Origin of the sequence: Bacillus sp. RC251, from assembly GCF_044908765.1 — a bacterium.
Classification (GTDB): Bacteria; Bacillota; Bacilli; order Bacillales; family Bacillaceae_G; genus Bacillus_A; species Bacillus_A wiedmannii.
Genome location: NZ_JBIYDP010000003.1, coordinates 359,735 through 379,504, shown reverse-complemented (window position 1 = coordinate 379,504; position 19,770 = coordinate 359,735). Strand labels below are relative to the sequence as shown.

Sequence of the window (19,770 nt, the reverse complement as noted above, 5' to 3'; positions counted from 1 at the left end):
TTTATCTTACAAACAGGCAAGAAGTTCTTTTACTTGTTCAAAATTTGTACACGGATTCCCGTTAAACAAGTTCAAGAACCTTTTTCACCCTCCTAAACCTTCCTCACATATCGCTCAGTAGAACTTAATAACTGACATCCATTCTTTTCAAAAACATCCTTCATCCACTCATTTTGTACATTTGTCTCGCCAATATAATATGATGCGCCTATTTCTTTTAAGACAAACATTGCTCCTGTAAAGAATACCGTTTCATACCCTTTATTTCGCATATTTGGAGCGACTGCGAAATACATGAGTTTTCCTTCTTCTAACGTCCCCTTTTCAATATGCGGGATTACAATTCCTACCGGCTCTTCACCTACACTCGCTGTTAAACAATGCTCTTTCCATTGCTCACCAATTTCTTGTAGCATCATATTTACAAATTGATCATAAGTGACGTGCTCTTCCGTCATTTCGTTCCAAAGAGAATAAAATGTATCTTCTCCTACTTCTTCAATCAGCTTAAAATCAATTTCACTTCCTACATCTTCTACTTCATATATATCCTTAAACACAATCATGTTTTCAGTAACATATTCAAATAAATACGTTTCAAAACATTTCTTATACACATCGTAATTTGGGCTTTTTGAAGAAATCTCAAAATGTAAGTTTTCTATTCCCTCTTTTTTAGCCTCAGCAACGCAATATTGCATCATTTCCTTTAATTGCTCTTCTGTAAAAGACTCTGCATTATTTTCTTTTATCATGATAGAAGAAGCATTTCTTCTTATTTTAAAATGTTTTTCTAACTGTTCTATAGTCATCATATACTTCCCTCATCTATGTCATACTCGAATTTCTACTTGTTCTCCTTGCATGAGCAGGATTGTCCTTGAATATATAGAATACTAGAAAACATCGCATCTTTAAAGTGCGGAGGAGGTTCTCCATTGGATATTACAACGTTACAACAACAGTTAGAGCTTATACAACAAAATGACTATACGCAACTGCAACATATAGATATAAATGAGTTAACGCTCAATATGCTTCAGTATGTCGGAACGACTGATAGTTACGTTCGTTACCAACTTATATATAAATGCTTTTCCTATTTCATTCATCATGAATTCCTTATGGATGATCAGCTGAAATTACTTCTGCAAACTTGTTTAAGCGATGAGTATTTATATTGTGATATTCACTCCCCACATACAGATGGGGTTTTCACACGTTCTTACACTGTTTCGTTAATCGCGCTAATACTCCAATTCGCTAACTCGCACTACTTTTTCACAGAGGAAGATATTGAAGAAATAAAAAACAAACTCATTTCATATACAAACTTAGAAACGGATTTTCGAGGCTATATTGAAAATAAAGGATGGGCTCATTGTCTTGCCCACGTATCAGATGCCTTTACTGAAATTGTTCACAATTCCTATACGACCTTTGAGTGGTATGAAGAATTAATTCATTGTTTATTAAATAAAATTTTTATCCCATCGGATCTATTTCATAATAATGAAGATGAACGAATTGTTACACCGTTACTATCGATGCTATATCATGATTTTCCGCAAGATGAGTTAATTTCAATTATTTATAAAAAAATAAAAAGGCTACCTCAAATTAGAAAACGCCTTTCACTTAATGAGTATTGTATATTATGTGCCAACATTAAAACCTTTTTACGCACATTATTTTTCAGAACGAAAGATGATCATAACTTAGCCTATACAGCACGTAAAACAGAAAGAATGTTAAAAGAACTTCCTAACTATTATTAACTATAAGGAGAACAACTATGGGTTATATTGAAGATATGAGAAATTTAATAGGAAATCATCCACTTATTTTAATAGGTTCACACGCCATTATATTAAATGAGAAAAATGAAATATTACTGCAGCTACGTACAGATTTTAAGCGCTGGGGTATTATTGGCGGCGCCTTAGAATATAACGAAACGTTAGAAGACGCTTTACAACGAGAAGTATATGAGGAAACTGGACTTTTCATTAAAAATCCAGAACTATTCCGTACATACTCAGGACCAGATCTCTTTCAAATCTATCCAAACGGCGATCAAGTACACGGTGTACTCGTTGTTTATATTTGCCGCGAATTCAATGGCGAACTTGTATGCGACCAAACGGAATCGAAAGAACTACGCTTCTTTCCGCTTGATGAGTTACCTAGTAATCTTCCTCCTGTTATTGAGAGAATTATTAAGGAGTTTCAGCACTCCAATTAAAAAACATTACATATTTTTATAGAAATAAAACAAGCTCATTTCCCGTCATGATAACGCGAAATGAGCTTGTTTATGTTAGATTGTTATCTCAATCTGATTTCCTTCAGGGTCGCTTACTACACTTTCATAGTAACCATCCCCTGTAGTACGTGGGCCGTTTAATACAGGGTATCCTGCTTCTCTTAATATATTAGTTAATTCATTCACTTTTTCTTTACTACCTACAGAAAAAGCAATATGCGCATATCCCATTGTTTGTGTTTGTGTATTACCGTCTATCCCTACTTGCCTCATAAGTTCTAGACGCGCTCCACCTTCAAAAGTTATAAAATAAGATTCAAACTGCTTTTTCGGATTGTGATATAAGCTATTTTCTTCACCACCGAAGTACTGTTTATAAAAATCACGCATACCTTCTAAATCATTTACCCAAATTGCTACATGTTCAATTTTCATAATCGACACCTTTTCTTTTACAGTATTCAACCAACAATTTGATATTTAATTTTCTTTACTTGCTCTTATAATCATCAGATCAAGTCCAAGGCTTTTTAATCCATATAAATAATCTTCTTTCCAATCGCTCACTGTTATTTTCGGAATATGTTCCGCTGGAATGTACTTCGGACAAGTTTTTACAATTTGATCTATTACAAATTGGTTCACTTCATCATCACAAAAGATAAAGGCATGCGGGTTAATAATAGCTATACATGTAGCTATTAAACGAGTAATAGCATCTATATTATATTGCTCTGGATTATTTGAATCTCTTACTGCATCTTCACTTCTCAAAGATTGTAAGAAGTTTTTATTATCATACTGTGGAACGAAAGATATCTCCCCTGAGAAAAAGGTACTCCCTCGTACCACATCTCCATTTATCATAATTCCCGCCCCTGGGCCGTTTTGACCTGAATACAAATATACAAGAGATGATTTATCATTATTTCCAGTATTTTTATAATAGCCAAGGACTGCGGCATTCATATCATTTTCTATTACTACAGGTATAGAAAACAGATCCTCCAAATGACTTTTCAAATTAAAATTTTGGAACTTTTCATAACCAGGTATATAAAAAATACGACCATTATCAACCGAACCAGGCACACCAATTGATATAGAGCTTATTTTCGGGAATGTAGCTATAAGACTTTCAATATGTTTAGATAATAGATTTACGCCAGTATCAATTAATAAACTTGAAGTACTTCCTTGTTCTTTTACTTCCCCTAAACAGTTAAAAATGGTATAGTTTGTTTCATTTTTCTCTAAAAATATCGCTAATCCTAACATATATTCCGGATTATACGCATATCGTTTCGCTCTTCTTCCGCCACTTGAATCATCTAAACCGACTAAAGTGACTTCACCATCTTGTTTCATATTTTCTATAAATTTACTTATCGTTGGAAAACTAATTTCTAATGTATTACTAAGTTCAACTTTCGTCGCACTTCCTTGCTCTAGAAGAGCCGTACGAATGCCGCGAAAGATCGTCTCTTTAATCGATTTTTGAGTAACAAATTGTTCACTCAAATCGCTCACCACCTTAATCAACATACTTATTAAACACTTTTAATAAGTTGCGTTGACAATATATCATACATCATTTTCTAAAGCAATAGAGATGATATATTTCCGCTGCATGCAATCCTTATTTAGCTCGGTGTATTCTCTCTCGTAATAGACGATACAATTCCAGACAAAAGAACAAATAATAAAACAGCTAGCAAGGCATTACGTATTCCGAATGCTTCCCCAAGTATCCCTAAAAATGGTGGTCCGACTAAAAAGGCTGTATAACCAATGATAGAAACTGCAGCAACATTAGAAGTCGCATTTTCACGGTCATCTCCAGCAGCTGACAGACCAATTGGGAACCCTAGCGCTGCACCAATCCCCCACAGTACTACACCAAATGCTAGAAAATACGAATTACTCCCAAATATTACGATTGAAATTCCTAGAATCGCCATCATAATAGTGGCACGTACGACAGCGACACGACCGAATCGATCAAGGAAATAGCTGCTACACATACGAGTTAACGTCATTGCTAATACAAAAATTGCGTACATAATAGAACCTGCCACTATACTTTGCTCATGTCCATCTACCATCACGATAGGTAGCCAATCATTTGCACTACCTTCTGCAAATGCCATTCCAAGCACAAAAAGACCAATTAAAAGCACCTTTTTTTCCATACGTAAGGAAGTACGCTTCTCTCTCCTTTTGTTCCGCGATTTCTCCTTCTTTCCTGTTCCATGCGGAAGAAAACGATACACCATACATACAAGTAATAGAAACATGACCGAAATCACAAGAAACTGATACAGAATCGGGATGTGAAGCGACGCTGCGACAGAACCACTGAGCGCGCCTACTAAAGTTCCTACACTAAAAAAGCCATGGAATTTCGGAAGAAGAGTTGTTCCTAATTTCTGCTCAATGGAAGAACCTTCTACATTCAATGCGACTTCCGCCAATCCGTAGCCTACTCCAAATACTAGTAAGCTACTAAAAGCCCCCATACTAGAAACAAAATAAATATTTATACCTAAACAAATCAATCCAACAATCATAAAAAACATACTGCCTATAATAACGTCTCTAGCTCCCTTACAGTCAATGAAGCGGCTTGCACTCAGTAAACCAATTATTGAACCAACAGATAGTCCGAACAAAATCCAGCCCATTTCTGCATTTGACACTGCTAACATATCTCGAGTAGCTGCTGTTCTTGAAATCCATGTAGCAAACGCGACACCTGGCAAAGCAAATAAGAGAAAAAGAGCGTTTCGAGAGGCAAGTAATGTCTTTGTATGATTGTCCGCACTATATTTCTCCATATGAAACACCTTTCACATTGTCTATACGATAAGACACCAGTTTATTCATATACCCGTAAAAAACGATTTCTATAAGTCTATCGTTTTAATAACTTTAGCTGGATTACCACCAACAACTACATTATAAGGTACATCTTTTGTCACAACTGCCCCTGAGGCAATTACAGCGTTGTCTCCAATTGAAATACCAGGGTTAATTATAGCTCCCCCGCCAACCCAAACGTTGTTACCAATCTTTACAGGCTTTCCATATTCTTTACCAGAATTCCGTTCCACCGGATGTAAAGGATGAGTGGCCGTATAAATATGGACACCTGGTGCAAACATACAATTATCACCGATTCGTACTTCACAAACGTCCAAAATCACACAATTAAAATTTGCGAAAAAGCTCTTTCCAACATGGATATTGTAGCCGTAATCACAACGAAAATCAGGATTAATTTGGGCTTTCCCATCAGCTGAAGAACCTAAAAGCTGATTTAATAATGTAAAACGTTTTTCATCTCCTGTCTCCATCGCCTCGTTATAAAGGCGTGTTAAACGTTTTGCCTCCACCCTATCAGCCACTAATTCTTCATCCTCCGCAACATACATTTCTCCCGCTAACATCTTTTCTTTCTCTGTTTTCATACAATCCTCTCCCTCGTTATAGAATGAATTACACTTATTAAACAACTTTAATAAGTGACTTTAATTATACTTATTAAACAGGTTTAATAAGTATCCCTATATTAGCATATTTTTTAATATGTGCAACTAATAAGTTTTGAAAGGAAATGTGAATTCTTACTTCACCTAATGATATTACTTGGTGACATTTAACTAATATAATGATTTATCCATTGTTTTTCATTAAAACCGTTGAGACTCATCGTTACATGAAATCCTCTCCTTTAGGCGCTATACTATATGTTTATTAATGAGCAAACCAATATGCAAATCAAGTGTTAATAAAAAAGAGATTGACCCAAAAGTAGCTGAATAACTACTTGGGTTAATCTCTTTCATTTATTATCCTTATTTAACTCTTGAATAAGATCCCTTTTTCCTATTCTATTAGCAAAAGGTATAAAAATAATAAGGACTATTCCGAACATCCCCGCTATTACCGTTACGATAAGTTTGAAATCAAAAAATAAAGATGTACGATCTATTATACTTACCATATAGGTTAATAATATTCCTATAACAGCCCCTAGTACGATTCCAATAAGTACATATAAATTAACTTGCGTCAAAATAACTTGTACAATTCCCTTTTTCTTAACTGTTATTGCTCGTAAAATAGCAAATTCTTTTCTTTTAGATTGAATATTATTTATAAGTGTATTGCATACCCCTAATGTTACACTAAACAAAATTACTACAATAACAACGATGAAGATGGACCACCTTTGCTGAAACATTAAATTAGATTGCTTTAACGATTGAGTATAACTACTTATTTTTAATTGTGGATATTGGCCTTTCAATTTCTTTAATTGCTCCAACGTCTCTCTCTCATTATTTGAACTAATAAATGCACGCTCAAAGGCTGTATAATCTTGTTTATATGTTACATTCCTCCAATCCATGAGTACCGCAGGAGAATTCGGTAGCTCATTAACAATTAACCCAATTTCCACCTTACTAGTCGGTCTAACTTTTTGTTCCTGTTCTGAAAATAGCCCCAATTGAACGATATCACCTACATGAAGTTTATACCGCTCCGCTAACTCTTTTGTAACAATTATACTATTCTCCAAATTTGCTGGTACTTCTGACAGTAACCCTTGCTTTTCCATTTCTTTCAAATCACCTAAACTATAGTCAAAAGTAATATAATTTTTACCTTGCTTTAATTCTGCCAGTGAGTTCGTACTAATTGTACTTGCTCCTTTTACACTACTTATTTCTTTAAATACATTTTGTATATGAGGTAAGGTAATTGTTGAATCATTATTCAAACGATTTTCCACAACAATATGTGTTGGAAATTCGCGTTTTAAATATCTTTCATTATTTTTTTGCATCGTTTTAAATATAGTGGAGCCGAAGACAACTATCACCATCATTGTACTTATCATTAGGATAACAAATGTATTTTTCCTTACTTGCGGAATTACATTTTTAATAGCAACAAATGTATTTCTTCCAAATATTTTTTTCATCATAGGTAGACATGCTATTAATATCGAAGAAAGATAAGTCGGAAATAAAATATATACTCCTAAAACGAGAAATATAGCTCCAATTAATATCACTATCGCCTGCGTATCTCCTGTATTTGCTACAAATCCACCTAAAGCAGTTAAAAATATGCTACTAATTAAAAGGACTTTCCCCATCATACTGCGTGTTTTTTCATTAGAAAAATCGGATTCTTCATTTTCGCGCATAAGCTTTATTGGCAATATTTTCGAACTTCTGTATGAAGGATATAACATAAACACTTCAATAAAAAAGATACTACAAACCATCGTTATAGTTGCTACTTCATAATCGAAATTCATTGATTTAATTTGAAAAGCAAATATATGCTCTAGCCAACTTTGTAAAAAACGGTTACTGATTATAGCTAGTAACAGACCAAATATTCCACCAAAGAAATTAATTACACTACATTGAATAAATATAACTTTAAACATTTGTTTCGTTGTTGCTCCCATTGATCGCATAATAGCAAATTGACTTTTATATTTATATAAAAACACTTCAAAATTAGATATCAATAATAACGCAGTAATAATAAGTATTAATATAGATAAAACGATTATAAAAATATGTAATGATGCTAAGTTCCTTTTTAAAAACTCGTCTTCCTCCGCAATATCGATTCTTAATTCTTTGTCTATTTTATGAATTTGACTAGACAATGCTAATACATCGGCATTCTCTTTTGCTTTTATCAACACATAAGTAGCCTCATTGTGTTTACCTGTTTTTTCATATACGTGCTGTTTCACTGCACCTTCTGATAAAACGAGTATATCCGGAGCTGAACCTCCAGCTTCTATATCAGGTAACACTTCTTTTACTACATAGGATTTATTTTCTATTTCAATCCTTTCCCCAACTTCTACTTGTAAAGTTTCCGCTAATCCATCATTTAATGTTACTTCCTCATTTGATAGATTTTTAGAGAAGTGATATCGACTTTTCGATAACGAATCATTTTGAACACCTACTGTATAAATAGCGGTATTCAATTTATTCACTTGCAAATGATTTACTAATACTTTTGATATGTATTCAATATTTTTTTGTTCTTTAATATTTTGTAGTAAAGATTTATCCATCAACTTATTTTGATCAGGGTTATATCCAACTGATAAATCCATATCTCCATATACATTTTTCACTTCATTTATAACAGACTGTTTCGCATGACTCGAAAATACAACCATCGTAACAATTAGACAAACAGCCAACATAACGCTAACTATAGAGGAAATAGCAGTAAATTTATTCGTCTTAAAAAAGCGTAAACTTAATCCTCGTACTGATTTTATCATTTTGATTTCTCCAGTAATTTTTTAAATTTATCTAAAATGATATTCATATCATTTACTCCATGAGTACACGTATAATCATCAACATTTTCTCCATCATGAAAGAAGAGAACCCGATCTGCATACGTAGCAATGTGAGGATCATGAGTAACAAGAATCATACTTTGATTGAATCTTTGTTTCATATTGACTAGTACTCGTAAAATATCATTAGACGTATTGAAATCTAAATTTCCAGTAGGTTCATCTGCAAGAACAATTGGAGGAGATGTTATTAATGCCCTACCAATTGCAACACGTTGTTGTTGTCCCCCAGAAAGCTGAACTGGTCGATGATTTCTCCAATTTACTAAACCAAGAACATCTAATATTTTATTTGTTTTTTCTCGTATCTCTTCTTCTGAATCAGTTGATAATATGAGGGGTAACGCAATATTTTCTTCTACAGATAAATCCTTTAATAAATGAAATGACTGGAAGATAAATCCTATGTTATCCCGCCTGTACTCCGTCGCATATGGTTCAACAAACATATTTGTAGGCACTTCACCATTTACATAGATAACCCCCTCATCAGGCTTATCTAGAGCACCAAGAATGTTTAGTAATGTACTCTTTCCAGATCCACTCGTTCCCATTATGGCAAGGAGTTCTCCTTTATTTAACTCCAAAGTTACATTTTGTAACGCCCTAACATTTGTATCTATACTCTCATATGTTTTACTTAAATCTTGAACTGCTAACACAACTTCACTCATCATTATTCACCTCAACATTATTAAGTTTTATTCCCTCCACCAAATTAACCTGAATTAAAATTTTTTCTTTTAAATTACTAGGTGGTACAATTTCTGTTCCTATTTGAACTAGCAACATTTTTAATTCGAGAATTGTAACCATTTTTATCCCTCCTCACTCTATATTGGTAACAAATTGGGATTTCGTTCGATTTTTTTTGTAAAAAAATAAGGGAACGCTCAGCGCCCCCTCTCAAATCCAATCCGTTTTTTAATTTCTGCTAAATTTATCTTCGCAATTTCACGCGCCTTCTCAGCACCTTTTTCTAACGCTTCATATAATAAATTCGGCTCATTCATATACATCACATATTTCTCACGAGGTCCAGCTAATTCGCGGTCTACAACGCGAAACAACTCGTTTTTTACATCGCCCCATCCAATACCAGTTTCATACTTTTCACGCATCGACTGTATTTCATCTTCTGTCGCAAATTCTTTATAAATTGTATATAACGTTTCTAGTTCTTTCGGTTCATTCGGAAGTGAGGAGTCTGTTTTGATTTTAAATATTAACTTTCGTAGTTTTTCTTGTTCTGCAAATAATGGGATCACATTTCCGTAACTTTTACTCATCTTCCTTCCATCAAGACCAGGTAAAATGCCACCTTCTTCTTGTATGACATAATCCGGAAGCGTAAATGTTATGCCGAATGTATGATTAAAATATGACGCAATATCACGCGCGATTTCAATATGCTGAATTTGGTCTTTCCCGACTAGTACATGAGTAGCTTGAAATAATAATATGTCAGCTGCCATTAAAATCGGGTACGTATATAATCCCATATTCACTCCAGCATCTACCTCTAACCCTGCTTCTTTATTTTGCTCTACTTTCGCTTTATACGCATGAGCACGGTTCATAAGACCTTTCGGAGTTAGACAAGCTAATATCCAAGCTAGTTCTAAAATCTCTGGCACTTCTGTTTGTCGGTAAAAAATAACATCTTCTCCAAGTCCGAGTGATAACCAAGTAGCTGCTACCTCTTTCGTATAACTACTGAACTTTTCTGAATCATGCACAGCATTTAACGCATGATAATCCGCTATAAAATACAATGCGTTTCCTTCATTATTCTTTGACATTTGCAGCGCAGGTTTAATCGCACCAATATAATTTCCTAGATGCGGATAACCAGTTGGCTTAATTCCTGTTAACATTATTTTTTCACTCACACTAACCCCTCCTTTCTCAAAATAAAAAAGCCCCTCATCCTTAAAAAAGGACGAGAGACTCCCGCGGTACCACCTTAATTAGCTATCATTAATAGCTCACTTCAACTTCTTAACGTGAAGTAACCGTCTTTGCCTACTCATTTCAGCGAGAAGCTCCGGAGCCCATTCCATATTCATCCCTTACTGATTTCCACCACACATCAGCTCTCTGAAAAGTTTCGAATATGTACTCTTCTCTTTCATTGCTTTTCGTTATTTTTTTACAGTTTATCACATTCCCTTTCCAATTAAACCCTAATTTCCTGTTTTATATGGCAGGAATTTTCACCTTGATTGTCTAATAATATATAGGTTTGCAGAAATACTCGAAACAACTTTGGAGGTTTTTTCATGGTAAAATATATATCCATTTTAGGTTCAACGGGATCCATTGGCACATCTGCATTAGATGTCGTTTCCGCTCATCCTGAACATTTTAAAATCGTCGGTTTAACCGCAAATTATAATATCGATCTTCTCGAAAAGCAAATCGAATCGTTTCAGCCTCGTATTGTAAGCGTAGCGACAAAAGAATTAGCGGACACATTGCGTTCTCGTATTTCAACAAATACAAAAATTACATATGGAACTGATGGTTTAATTGAAGTATCTACCCATCCTGATACAAATCTTGTATTAAGTTCAGTTGTCGGTGTTTCAGGTTTACTCCCAACAATTGAAGCATTAAAGGCGAAGAAAGATATCGCCATCGCTAACAAAGAAACTTTAGTTGCAGCTGGACATATCGTAACCGAACTAGCGAAACAAAACGGATGCCGCCTAATTCCTGTCGATAGTGAACATTCAGCTATTTTCCAGTGTTTAAATGGGGAAAATAATAAGGAAATCGAAAAATTAATTGTTACAGCTTCTGGCGGCGCTTTTCGTGATAAAACACGTGAAGAAATGAAAACATTACAAGCGAAGGATGCTTTAAAACACCCAAACTGGTTAATGGGGGCAAAACTAACGATAGATTCTGCCACGTTAATGAATAAAGGGTTTGAAGTGATGGAAGCTAAGTGGCTATTCGATATTCCTTATGAAAAAATTAATGTTATGATTCATAAAGAAAGTATCATTCACTCTTTAGTAGAGTTTATTGATGGATCAGTCATGGCACAGCTCGGTGCCCCTGATATGAGAATGCCGATTCAATATGCATTTCACTACCCTACTCGACTACCTTCATCCTATGAAAAATTAAATTTATTAGAAATTGGTAGTTTGCATTTTGAAAAACCAAATTTAGAGAAGTTCCCCTGTCTACAATACGCATTTGAATGTGGCAAAATTGGCGGTACAACTCCAGCTGTATTAAATGCAGCGAACGAAATTGCAAATGCATTATTTCTTAAAAATGAAATTGCATTTTTCGATATTGAAAAAACAATTTACAATACAGTTGAAGCCCATCATAATGTAAAAGATCCTTCACTCGATGCTATATTAGAAGCTGATCAATGGGCACGCCAATACGCAAATCAATTATTAATAAAAAAGAGCTAAAACAGTTTTATCTGTTTTAGCTCTTTTTTTACGTATTCAACTTAACAAATCTATAACTATGCGTTACTAACACTTTTAATATCGCATATCCTGGAATTGCTAAAATAATCCCCATAATTCCAAATAAATTTCCGGCAGTTAAAATAATAAAAATGATAGTAATTGGGTGAATGTCTAGCTTTTTTCCCATAACTTGCGGAGAAATAAATTTACCTTCTGCTAATTGTACGACCATCATAACGATAATTACTTTTAACACCATTGCTGGCGAGTCAATAAATGCGATAATTAATGCTGGTGTAATTGCAATGATTGGTCCTACGTACGGAACGATATTTACAATCATTGCTAAAATAGCGAGTAATACCGCATATTTAATACCAATAATAAGGTAACCGATTAATAGCATAATACCGATAAACAAGCTAACGATAATTTGTCCTCTAATATACGAGCTAATCGCATAATGCATATCATCTAGTATTCTCATCGCTGCTGGTTGTCTTTGCTCTGAAATAAACTTTAAAAAGTGGTTCGGTAATTGTTCACCATCTTTTAAAAGATAGAACAATATAAACGGAACCATTACAAACGTTAAAACGACCTCTGTAACAGTACTTAAAAATCCAGTTACATTTCCAGTTACTGATGATAGTGACTTCGTAAAATCAACGGTGTAGTCTTTTACCATACTTGCTACATCAATATTTAAATTCTCTTGAATTTTGCCCAGTAAATTACTTTCCCCGAATCTACGTGCTGCTCGTTCAATTTCATGACCGAAATACGGTAAGTTATCTATTAATGCATCAATTTGATCTTTAATAATCGGGATTACTGTTACAACTAAAAATACAAATAATCCTAGTACTATTATATATATAGAAGCGATTGATACGATTCTGGAAACACCTTTCTTTTCTAAAAGCGAAACGAATGGATGCAAAATATAAAATAGCACTCCCGCTAATAATACGGGGAAGAAAATTGTTTTTAAAAAGACGATAAACGGAGTAAAAACAAAAGAAATTTTCGTTAGCAGTAATATGTTAATAAACAATAACGCAAAGCCGAGTAACACCGCTAAATAATTTTGTTCTCTAAAAAACTTTTTCAACTTATCTCTTTTTCTAATATTTAATTTCTCCAATGAAACCACCTCTTCGAATGATGAAAAGCCCTTATTCAGGGCTTTTCATCATGATCTATATCTTTATTTTCTTGCAGCTTTCACTACAAATGATACAATAAGAATTAATACGATTGCACCTAATAATGCTGGCACGACATGAATCCCACCAAATGATGGCCCAAAAGATCCAAATAGCCTACCACCTAATGAAGCACCTAACAAACCTGCGATAATATTTCCAAACATACCACCCGGAAAATTTTTACCCGTTATAGAACCTGCAATTGCACCTATAATAGCACCAACTATTAATGTGATAATCCATCCCATTTTTAGTCCTCCATTTCTATTATAGTGTATTTCTTTTTAATACTAAATTATTATGTAACTATTATAATTATTATATCCAATAAAGAAAAATCTTGTCAAATCTATGAAAATAAAGCCTATAAGGAGGTTTTACCCTATGATTCAAAAATTAATAACAACTTCTCACAACACCGCTACTTCTATTTTAAACATTCAAATACCCGCTTATGAAATTGAGGCAAAATATATAAATAGTACGGCTATTCCTCGTCTTTATGATACTGTAGCCGATATTCAATTATGTGATGAAATTTTTTACGGCTATTTTTATGAAGATACACTTGCTGGGTTTATTTCTTTTAAAACGGATGAAGAGGAAGTTGATATTCATCGTTTAGTAGTATCCCCCGATCATTTTCATAAAGGAATCGCCACAAAACTACTACTTTATGTATTTGACATGTTCTCCCCTTCACAAACATATATTGTACAAACAGGGAAAGAAAATACACCTGCTCTGTCTTTATATAAAAAACATGGATTTATTAAAATAAATGATATTATATTACCTGATGGAGTGGTTTTAACCTCACTAAAAAAATCAGAAAACAATAAACAGTTTGACTAATTAATTTATTTATGTTATCTTTTACTTTATAAAACCTTTTGCTGAGTCCAAATTTTGGAGCGGGGGAACCATTTTTGTAGCCATGCTACTTGGGGCGAATCTTTTTTAAGTAGGGAAACTCTCACTTCCCGAGTCCGACAGCTAACCTCGTAAGCGTAATGGGAGAGGAAGGTGCTTTTTGCCTATGTTACAAAGTGTACCTCCTTAATTATAAATATGGAATCGATACCAATAGACACCTATATTTATAGAAAAGGAGACATGTATAATGTTACGTTTATCTGATCACGCAATAAAAATGATGGAGCAAAGACTTCGACTCGAACAACATCGCACATATCAAGCAAATAAAGTTGTAGATAACTTACATCACAAATACTTCTTTCAACATATTTTTCAACCGAAAAGATAAAGAAAAAAACACAAGGTGTGTCTGTATAGACATTCCTTGTGTTTTTTATATTTCTTATAAAATTCTCACTACATTTAAACTTGCCGTAATCGCACCTGCTATAGTCGTCACATGCCCTACACCTAACGGACCATTTTGTAATACTAACGTGGAATTAGCACTCGTTACATTGACAAGAAGTGTATTTGAAATGGCAGGTTCGATTACTACAGTTGATGTCGTTACGTTTTGTATAAAACTCCCTGTTAGTTGAGCTCCATTTAATAATAATCTGACAGATACTGTCTCATTCCCAGCACTTGCATCTCCTTGAAAATAATAACTTACCAAATATATTCCTGGCGTAGATACGGTAACCGTTGTGGCACTAGTTAAAGATACACCTGTTCCATATACTGTAGATCCACTATTAATTGGAATATTGGCATTGGCTGCAATGGCACTCGTTGATGTAGAAAAGAAATAGCCGCCACCTGTTGATATAGCAGATGATCCAGTTGCTCCTGTTAAACCGGTTGGGCCCGTGACACCTGTTGGGCCTGTTACTCCCGTTCCCCCTGTTGCTCCTGTTATTCCTTGTATTCCTTGGATTCCTGTCGGTCCTGTTGCACCAGTCGCTCCAGTCGCTCCGGTTGATCCGGTTGCTCCCGTCACACCTTGTGGACCTTGAATTCCTTGGATTCCTTGTGGACCTGTTATTCCCGTCGCTCCAGTTGCTCCCGTCGGACCCGTTATCCCCTGTGGGCCTTGGATTCCTTGGATCCCTTGTGGACCCGTTACTCCCGTCGCTCCTGTTGCTCCCGCCTGCCCCGTTACCCCTTGTGGACCTTGGATTCCTTGGATTCCTTGTGGACCAGTTGCTCCCGTAGGTCCTGTTGCCCCGGTTAGACCGGTTGGACCTGTTGATCCGGTTATTCCTTGTATTCCTTGAGGTCCAGTTGGGCCTGTTGGACCAATCGGACCTTGGATTCCTTGCAGACCTTGAATGCCCTGTGGACCCGTTGGACCTTGTATCCCTTGTATTCCCTGAATTCCTTGCGGGCCTGTTGCACCAGTTGGACCTGTTGGACCCTCTGGACCTTGTACTCCTTGTATTCCAGTCGCTCCCGTTGGACCTATATCTCCTTGTGGCCCCTGAATTCCTTGTATACCTTGAGGGCCAGTTGGACCTGTTATTCCACTTAGACCTTGCACTCCTTGTAAACCTTGAGGACCGGTTGGACCGAGTGGACCTTGGATTCCTTGCAGACCTTGTAAGCCTGTTGGGCCAGTTGCTCCCATTACTCCTTGCTCACCTTGTATGCCTTGTATTCCTTGCGGGCCTGCCTGCCCGATTGGACCCTGCGCGCCTTGCACGCCTTGCGGGCCGGTTGGGCCGGTTGCTCCTACCGGTCCCTGTAAACCTTGTAAACCTTGTAAACCGGTTGGGCCTGTTACTCCCATTACACCTTGGGGTCCTTGAATACCTTGATCACCCGTTGGACCTGTTGCCCCCATTGGTCCCTGCACTCCTTGCAAACCCGTTAAACCTGTTGCTCCTGTTGGTCCCTGTACTCCTTGCACTCCTTGAATTCCAGTCGCTCCCGTTGCTCCTGTCGATCCCGTTGCACCAGTTGCTCCCGTCGGACCTGTTGGACCTCCTGGTGATCCTGCTGGACCCGTTGGACCTGTTGGGCCTCCTGGCGGACCTGTTGGACCCGTTGCTCCTGTTGGACCTGTTGCAGATCCCGTTGGACCAGTTACTCCCGCCTGACCTGTCGAGCCGGTTGGACCTGGATCCCCTTGCAAGCCAGTTGCCCCTGTTGGGCCTATTACACCTTGCACCCCTTGAATTCCTTGAGAGCCGGTTGGACCGGTTAGACCCATCTCACCTTGTGGACCTTGTAAACCTTGAATGCCAGTTGCTCCTGTTGGTCCCATCGGCCCTTGTTCCCCTTGTATTCCTTGAGAACCTGTTGGACCAGTTGGACCAATCGGCCCTTGAATGCCTTGTATTCCTGTTACCCCTTGTAAACCACTACTCCCTAAATTACCTTGAACACCTTGTATACCCGTATTTCCAGTTGGACCAGTTGGACCGATTTCTCCTTGCACTCCTTGTATACCTTGTATTCCGGTTGGGCCGGTTAGACCAATTTCTCCTTGCACTCCTTGTATACCTTGTATTCCGGTTGGACCTGTTTCTCCCATTGGTCCAGGTATTCCTTGTATCCCTTGAATACCTGTTGGACCAGTCGAACTCCTTTCGCCTTGTATACCTTGAACACCTTGAATTCCTTGCGGGCCTTGAGGACCCATCGGACCTTGACTACCTTGAGCACCTTGTGGTCCTGTTAAGCCAGTTGGACCAGTTGGGCCAATTTCTCCCTGCACCCCTTGCACTCCTTGAATTCCTGTCGGACCTGTTGGACCAATTGATCCTTGTACGCCTTGTATTCCTTGCGGGCCAGTCGGTCCACCTAAAGAACCTGTCGGACCCGTTGGACCAGTTGGCCCCGTAATACCTGACGCCGGAAAAGGAATAGGTGCTTGAAACTTACTACACTTATCTTGATCCCTCACAAGCATCTCCCCCGTTATAACTAACGTATCAAACTATTTTTAATACATTTAAACTAGCTGTTATCACACCAGATAATGTCGTTACATGCCCAATAGCTAATGGACCATTTTGCAAAGATAAAGTAGCATTTGAAGAAGTAACATTAATGACCATCGTATTCGAAACCGCTGGTTCTAATACAAAAGTACCTCCTGTAACATAAAAAATAAAACTCCCTGCGACTTGCGTTCCATTTAACGTGAGCCTCACGGAAATCGTTTCATTCCCCCCATTTGGATCACCTTGAAAATAATAGCTGACTAAATATATTCCCGGCGTACTTAACGTTACAGTTGTTGCATTTGTTAAACTGACATCAGAACCAAAAACTGTAGCTCCGGAATTAATTGATATTAACGCATTCGCTGCAATTGCACTCGTTGAAGTAGAAAAGAAATAACCACCACTAGGTAAACCAGTCGCCCCTGTTGCACCTGCTATTCCTAAGAAACCTATAACCCCTATACTACCAGTGGCTCCGGTAGGTCCCACAGCTCCAATCGGCCCTTGACTACCTTGCGCCCCGGCTGGCCCTTGACTACCACTAACCCCTGTCATTCCACTTACTCCAGTTGGGCCTTGCAAACCTTGAATACCTTGAGTACCTTGTATTCCAGTTACTCCGGTTGCTCCGGTAGGTCCTGTACTTCCTGTACTTCCTTGTATCCCTATAATCCCTTGAACGCCTCGTATCCCTTGTACTCCGGTCGCCCCTGTTGCTCCGGTCGCTCCTGTTTCTCCTGTTTCACCAATAATTCCAACGTTTCCTTGTGGACCTTGTGGGCCTTGAATACCCTGCGCACCTTGCACGCCTTGTGGGCCCGTTATCCCATCTTCCCCTATATTCCCTTGAGGACCTCTAATTCCTTGCGCACCTGTCGGACCTGTTATTCCTTGTATTCCTTGCATACCTTGAGAGCCTTGCGCTCCTGTTGGGCCTACTATACCTTGTATTCCTTGAGACCCTTGTAAACCAATGGCACCTGCCTGACCTGTTATTCCTTGAACTCCTTGCATACCTTGAGCACCTTGTGGACCAGTCAATCCATTTTCCCCTTGTATTCCTTGAGGTCCTTGCAGCCCTTGAACGCCAGCTGCTCCTGTTTCCCCTCGTATCCCTTGAGGGCCTTGTATACCTTGTGCTCCAGTTGCTCCTGTTTCTCCTCGTATTCCTTGTGGGCCTTGGACTCCTGCCGCTCCTGCCACTCCTGCAGGACCTATTATTCCTTGTAACCCTTGTATTCCTTGTGCCCCTGTTGGACCTGTTACCCCTTGTATACCTTGCACACCTTTAGGACCTTCTGCACCAGTTGGACCAATTTCTCCCTGTGGACCTTGTATGCCTATTGGGCCTTCTACACCGGTTGCTCCTGTTATTCCTTGAAAGCCTTGGGGCCCCTGTGCTCCTTGAAATCCAACTGCTCCAACTACACCTTGAGCTCCTTGCGCTCCTCTTACACCTTGAGGACCAGTTGGACCAGCTATTCCTTGTAACCCTTGCACTCCTATTACACCAGTTCCCCCTGTTACACCACGTTCACCAGTTTCACCCGTTGGACCTGTTGGTCCTCCAGGTGGACCGGGCGGGCCAGATGGACCAGTCACTCCACTAGAGGGACCAATTGGACCGGTTATTCCTGTTGGCCCTCCAGGTGGACCTTCTGCACCTTGTGTACCAGTATATCCGGTTGCTCCTGTTATCCCTCGTATTCCTTTTGGTCCTTGAAAACCTGTGGATCCCCTTACTCCTTGTATCCCTTGTATTCCTTGTGGACCTTGAGGGCCTATTACACCTGTTATCCCCTTTATTCCGCTTATGCCTTGAGGGCCTTGTATTCCAGTAGAACCAGTTGGACCAGTTACACCTTGTATCCCTTGATCACCTTGGTGTCCTTGCTCTCCAGTAATTCCTTGTATTCCTTGTGGACCTTCTTCTCCTTGTATACCTGTAGTTCCGTCCTCCCCTTGTATTCCTTGCGCACCTTGAGGACCTTGTGGACCTGTTACACCTGTAATACCAGCTTCACCTGTCACACCTTGCATTCCTTGTGCTCCCGTTTGTCCTCGTTCGCCTATTTCTCCTTGTATCCCTTGGACGCCTTGTATACCTTGACTACCAGCAGGGCCTGTAATTCCTTGTATTCCTTCTAGTCCTTGTAATCCAATATCGCCAACAGGACCTTGCTCTCCAATTAATCCTTGAGGACCTTGTAAGCCGACTGGACCTGTAATTCCTTGCTCTCCAGTATCACCAATGGCACCTTGTATTCCTTGAGCTCCTATTGTTCCTCGCGAACCTTGTATGCCTTGAATACCTTGAGAGCCTTGTGGACCCGTTGCTCCTATAGGTCCAGTGATTCCCGGAGGCCCGACAGGACCTTCATGCCCTCCAGTTGGACCAGTTGGACCACTATTACCAGTAGGACCCGTTGCTCCTATAAGCGGAAGAGGCAGTGCCACTCCAAATTTTTTGCACTTTCTATGACGACGCACAACAATCCCCCTTCCCCAAAAATAATTACACCTTTTATATGAAATGCATTTTTATAAGAAAAGTACACCTCTG

Annotated in this window: 18 protein-coding genes, 1 riboswitch and 1 other annotated feature; of the genes, 5 read left to right on the top strand and 13 right to left on the bottom strand. The window is 38.1% G+C overall.

Annotated features, from left to right (window positions below; genetic code table 11):
- Window positions 1-92 precede the first annotated feature (92 nt).
- Complete coding sequence (locus ABH961_RS15960; RefSeq protein ID WP_048546483.1) at window positions 93-815, bottom strand: GNAT family N-acetyltransferase; 723 nt, start codon at window positions 813-815, stop codon at window positions 93-95.
- Window positions 816-938: 123 nt separating this feature from the next.
- On the opposite strand from ABH961_RS15960, the gene ABH961_RS15955 reads away from it, so the two are divergent.
- Together ABH961_RS15955 and ABH961_RS15950 are read left to right on the top strand one after the other, a co-directional pair.
- The gene (locus ABH961_RS15955; protein ID WP_098847464.1) at window positions 939-1,778 is read left to right on the top strand and encodes a DUF2785 domain-containing protein; all 840 of its coding nucleotides are present in this window, start codon (window positions 939-941) and stop codon (window positions 1,776-1,778) included.
- A 17-nt stretch (window positions 1,779-1,795) separates the two neighbouring features.
- Complete coding sequence (locus ABH961_RS15950) at window positions 1,796-2,245, top strand: NUDIX hydrolase (RefSeq protein WP_098152270.1); 450 nt, start codon at window positions 1,796-1,798, stop codon at window positions 2,243-2,245.
- Between the two features lie 75 nt (window positions 2,246-2,320).
- On the opposite strand, the gene ABH961_RS15945 is transcribed toward ABH961_RS15950, so the two are convergent.
- The 8 genes from ABH961_RS15945 to ABH961_RS15910 all read right to left on the bottom strand — a co-directional run bounded on the left by ABH961_RS15945 (window position 2,321) and on the right by ABH961_RS15910 (window position 10,573).
- Window positions 2,321-2,701 carry a VOC family protein gene (locus tag ABH961_RS15945; RefSeq protein ID WP_098847466.1) on the bottom strand — a complete coding sequence of 127 codons (381 nt, stop codon included), beginning with the start codon at window positions 2,699-2,701 and terminating at the stop codon, window positions 2,321-2,323.
- A gap of 45 nt (window positions 2,702-2,746) precedes the next feature.
- Window positions 2,747-3,787, bottom strand: coding sequence for an ROK family transcriptional regulator (locus ABH961_RS15940; RefSeq protein ID WP_141497561.1), 1,041 nt, complete (start codon window positions 3,785-3,787; stop codon window positions 2,747-2,749).
- 122 nt (window positions 3,788-3,909) lie between these two features.
- Entirely contained in the window at window positions 3,910-5,103 is a 1,194-nt protein-coding gene (locus ABH961_RS15935; RefSeq protein WP_000417597.1) for an MFS transporter, read from the bottom strand.
- Between the two features lie 69 nt (window positions 5,104-5,172).
- Entirely contained in the window at window positions 5,173-5,736 is a 564-nt protein-coding gene (locus ABH961_RS15930; RefSeq protein WP_048546494.1) for a maltose O-acetyltransferase, read from the bottom strand.
- A gap of 374 nt (window positions 5,737-6,110) precedes the next feature.
- Entirely contained in the window at window positions 6,111-8,600 is a 2,490-nt protein-coding gene (locus ABH961_RS15925; protein ID WP_404519636.1) for an FtsX-like permease family protein, read from the bottom strand.
- A complete protein-coding gene (locus ABH961_RS15920) occupies window positions 8,597-9,355 on the bottom strand; it encodes an ABC transporter ATP-binding protein (protein ID WP_141501819.1) in 759 nt (252 codons plus the stop codon). Before ABH961_RS15920 ends, ABH961_RS15925 begins: the two co-directional genes overlap by 4 nt.
- A complete protein-coding gene (locus tag ABH961_RS15915) occupies window positions 9,348-9,497 on the bottom strand; it encodes a hypothetical protein (RefSeq protein WP_000256359.1) in 150 nt (49 codons plus the stop codon). The genes ABH961_RS15920 and ABH961_RS15915 overlap by 8 nt, the downstream gene beginning before the upstream one ends.
- Before the next feature lie 77 nt (window positions 9,498-9,574).
- The gene (locus ABH961_RS15910) at window positions 9,575-10,573 is read right to left on the bottom strand and encodes a tryptophan--tRNA ligase (RefSeq protein WP_404519634.1); all 999 of its coding nucleotides are present in this window, start codon (window positions 10,571-10,573) and stop codon (window positions 9,575-9,577) included.
- A 43-nt stretch (window positions 10,574-10,616) separates the two neighbouring features.
- Window positions 10,617-10,825: a binding site (T-box leader), on the bottom strand.
- A 138-nt stretch (window positions 10,826-10,963) separates the two neighbouring features.
- Here ABH961_RS15910 and ABH961_RS15905 point away from each other — a divergent pair.
- Window positions 10,964-12,121: a 1-deoxy-D-xylulose-5-phosphate reductoisomerase gene (locus ABH961_RS15905; protein ID WP_048546501.1), complete on the top strand. Its 1,158-nt coding sequence runs from the start codon at window positions 10,964-10,966 to the stop codon at window positions 12,119-12,121.
- 28 nt (window positions 12,122-12,149) lie between these two features.
- Here the strand turns inward: ABH961_RS15905 and ABH961_RS15900 are convergent, their stop codons facing one another.
- Both ABH961_RS15900 and ABH961_RS15895 read right to left on the bottom strand, forming a co-directional pair.
- Window positions 12,150-13,271, bottom strand: a complete 1,122-nt coding sequence (locus tag ABH961_RS15900) for an AI-2E family transporter (RefSeq protein WP_048546503.1) — start codon at window positions 13,269-13,271, stop codon at window positions 12,150-12,152.
- Between the two features lie 63 nt (window positions 13,272-13,334).
- A complete protein-coding gene (locus ABH961_RS15895) occupies window positions 13,335-13,583 on the bottom strand; it encodes a GlsB/YeaQ/YmgE family stress response membrane protein (RefSeq protein ID WP_000539721.1) in 249 nt (82 codons plus the stop codon).
- Between the two features lie 136 nt (window positions 13,584-13,719).
- Here ABH961_RS15895 and ABH961_RS15890 point away from each other — a divergent pair, with 136 nt between their 5' ends.
- Both ABH961_RS15890 and ABH961_RS15885 read left to right on the top strand, forming a co-directional pair.
- Entirely contained in the window at window positions 13,720-14,190 is a 471-nt protein-coding gene (locus ABH961_RS15890) for a GNAT family N-acetyltransferase (RefSeq protein ID WP_404519632.1), read from the top strand.
- A 29-nt stretch (window positions 14,191-14,219) separates the two neighbouring features.
- Window positions 14,220-14,362, top strand: a riboswitch (cyclic di-AMP (ydaO/yuaA leader).
- 96 nt (window positions 14,363-14,458) lie between these two features.
- Window positions 14,459-14,602: a hypothetical protein gene (locus ABH961_RS15885; protein ID WP_000945246.1), complete on the top strand. Its 144-nt coding sequence runs from the start codon at window positions 14,459-14,461 to the stop codon at window positions 14,600-14,602.
- Between the two features lie 54 nt (window positions 14,603-14,656).
- Here the strand turns inward: ABH961_RS15885 and ABH961_RS15880 are convergent, their stop codons facing one another.
- A complete protein-coding gene (locus ABH961_RS15880) occupies window positions 14,657-17,170 on the bottom strand; it encodes a BC_3345 family exosporium-associated protein (RefSeq protein ID WP_404519631.1) in 2,514 nt (837 codons plus the stop codon).
- 22 nt (window positions 17,171-17,192) lie between these two features.
- On the bottom strand, window positions 17,193-19,697 hold the full coding sequence (locus ABH961_RS15875) for a collagen-like protein (RefSeq protein WP_142330308.1): 2,505 nt from the start codon (window positions 19,695-19,697) through the stop codon (window positions 17,193-17,195).
- Between the last annotated feature and the right edge of the window lie 73 nt (window positions 19,698-19,770).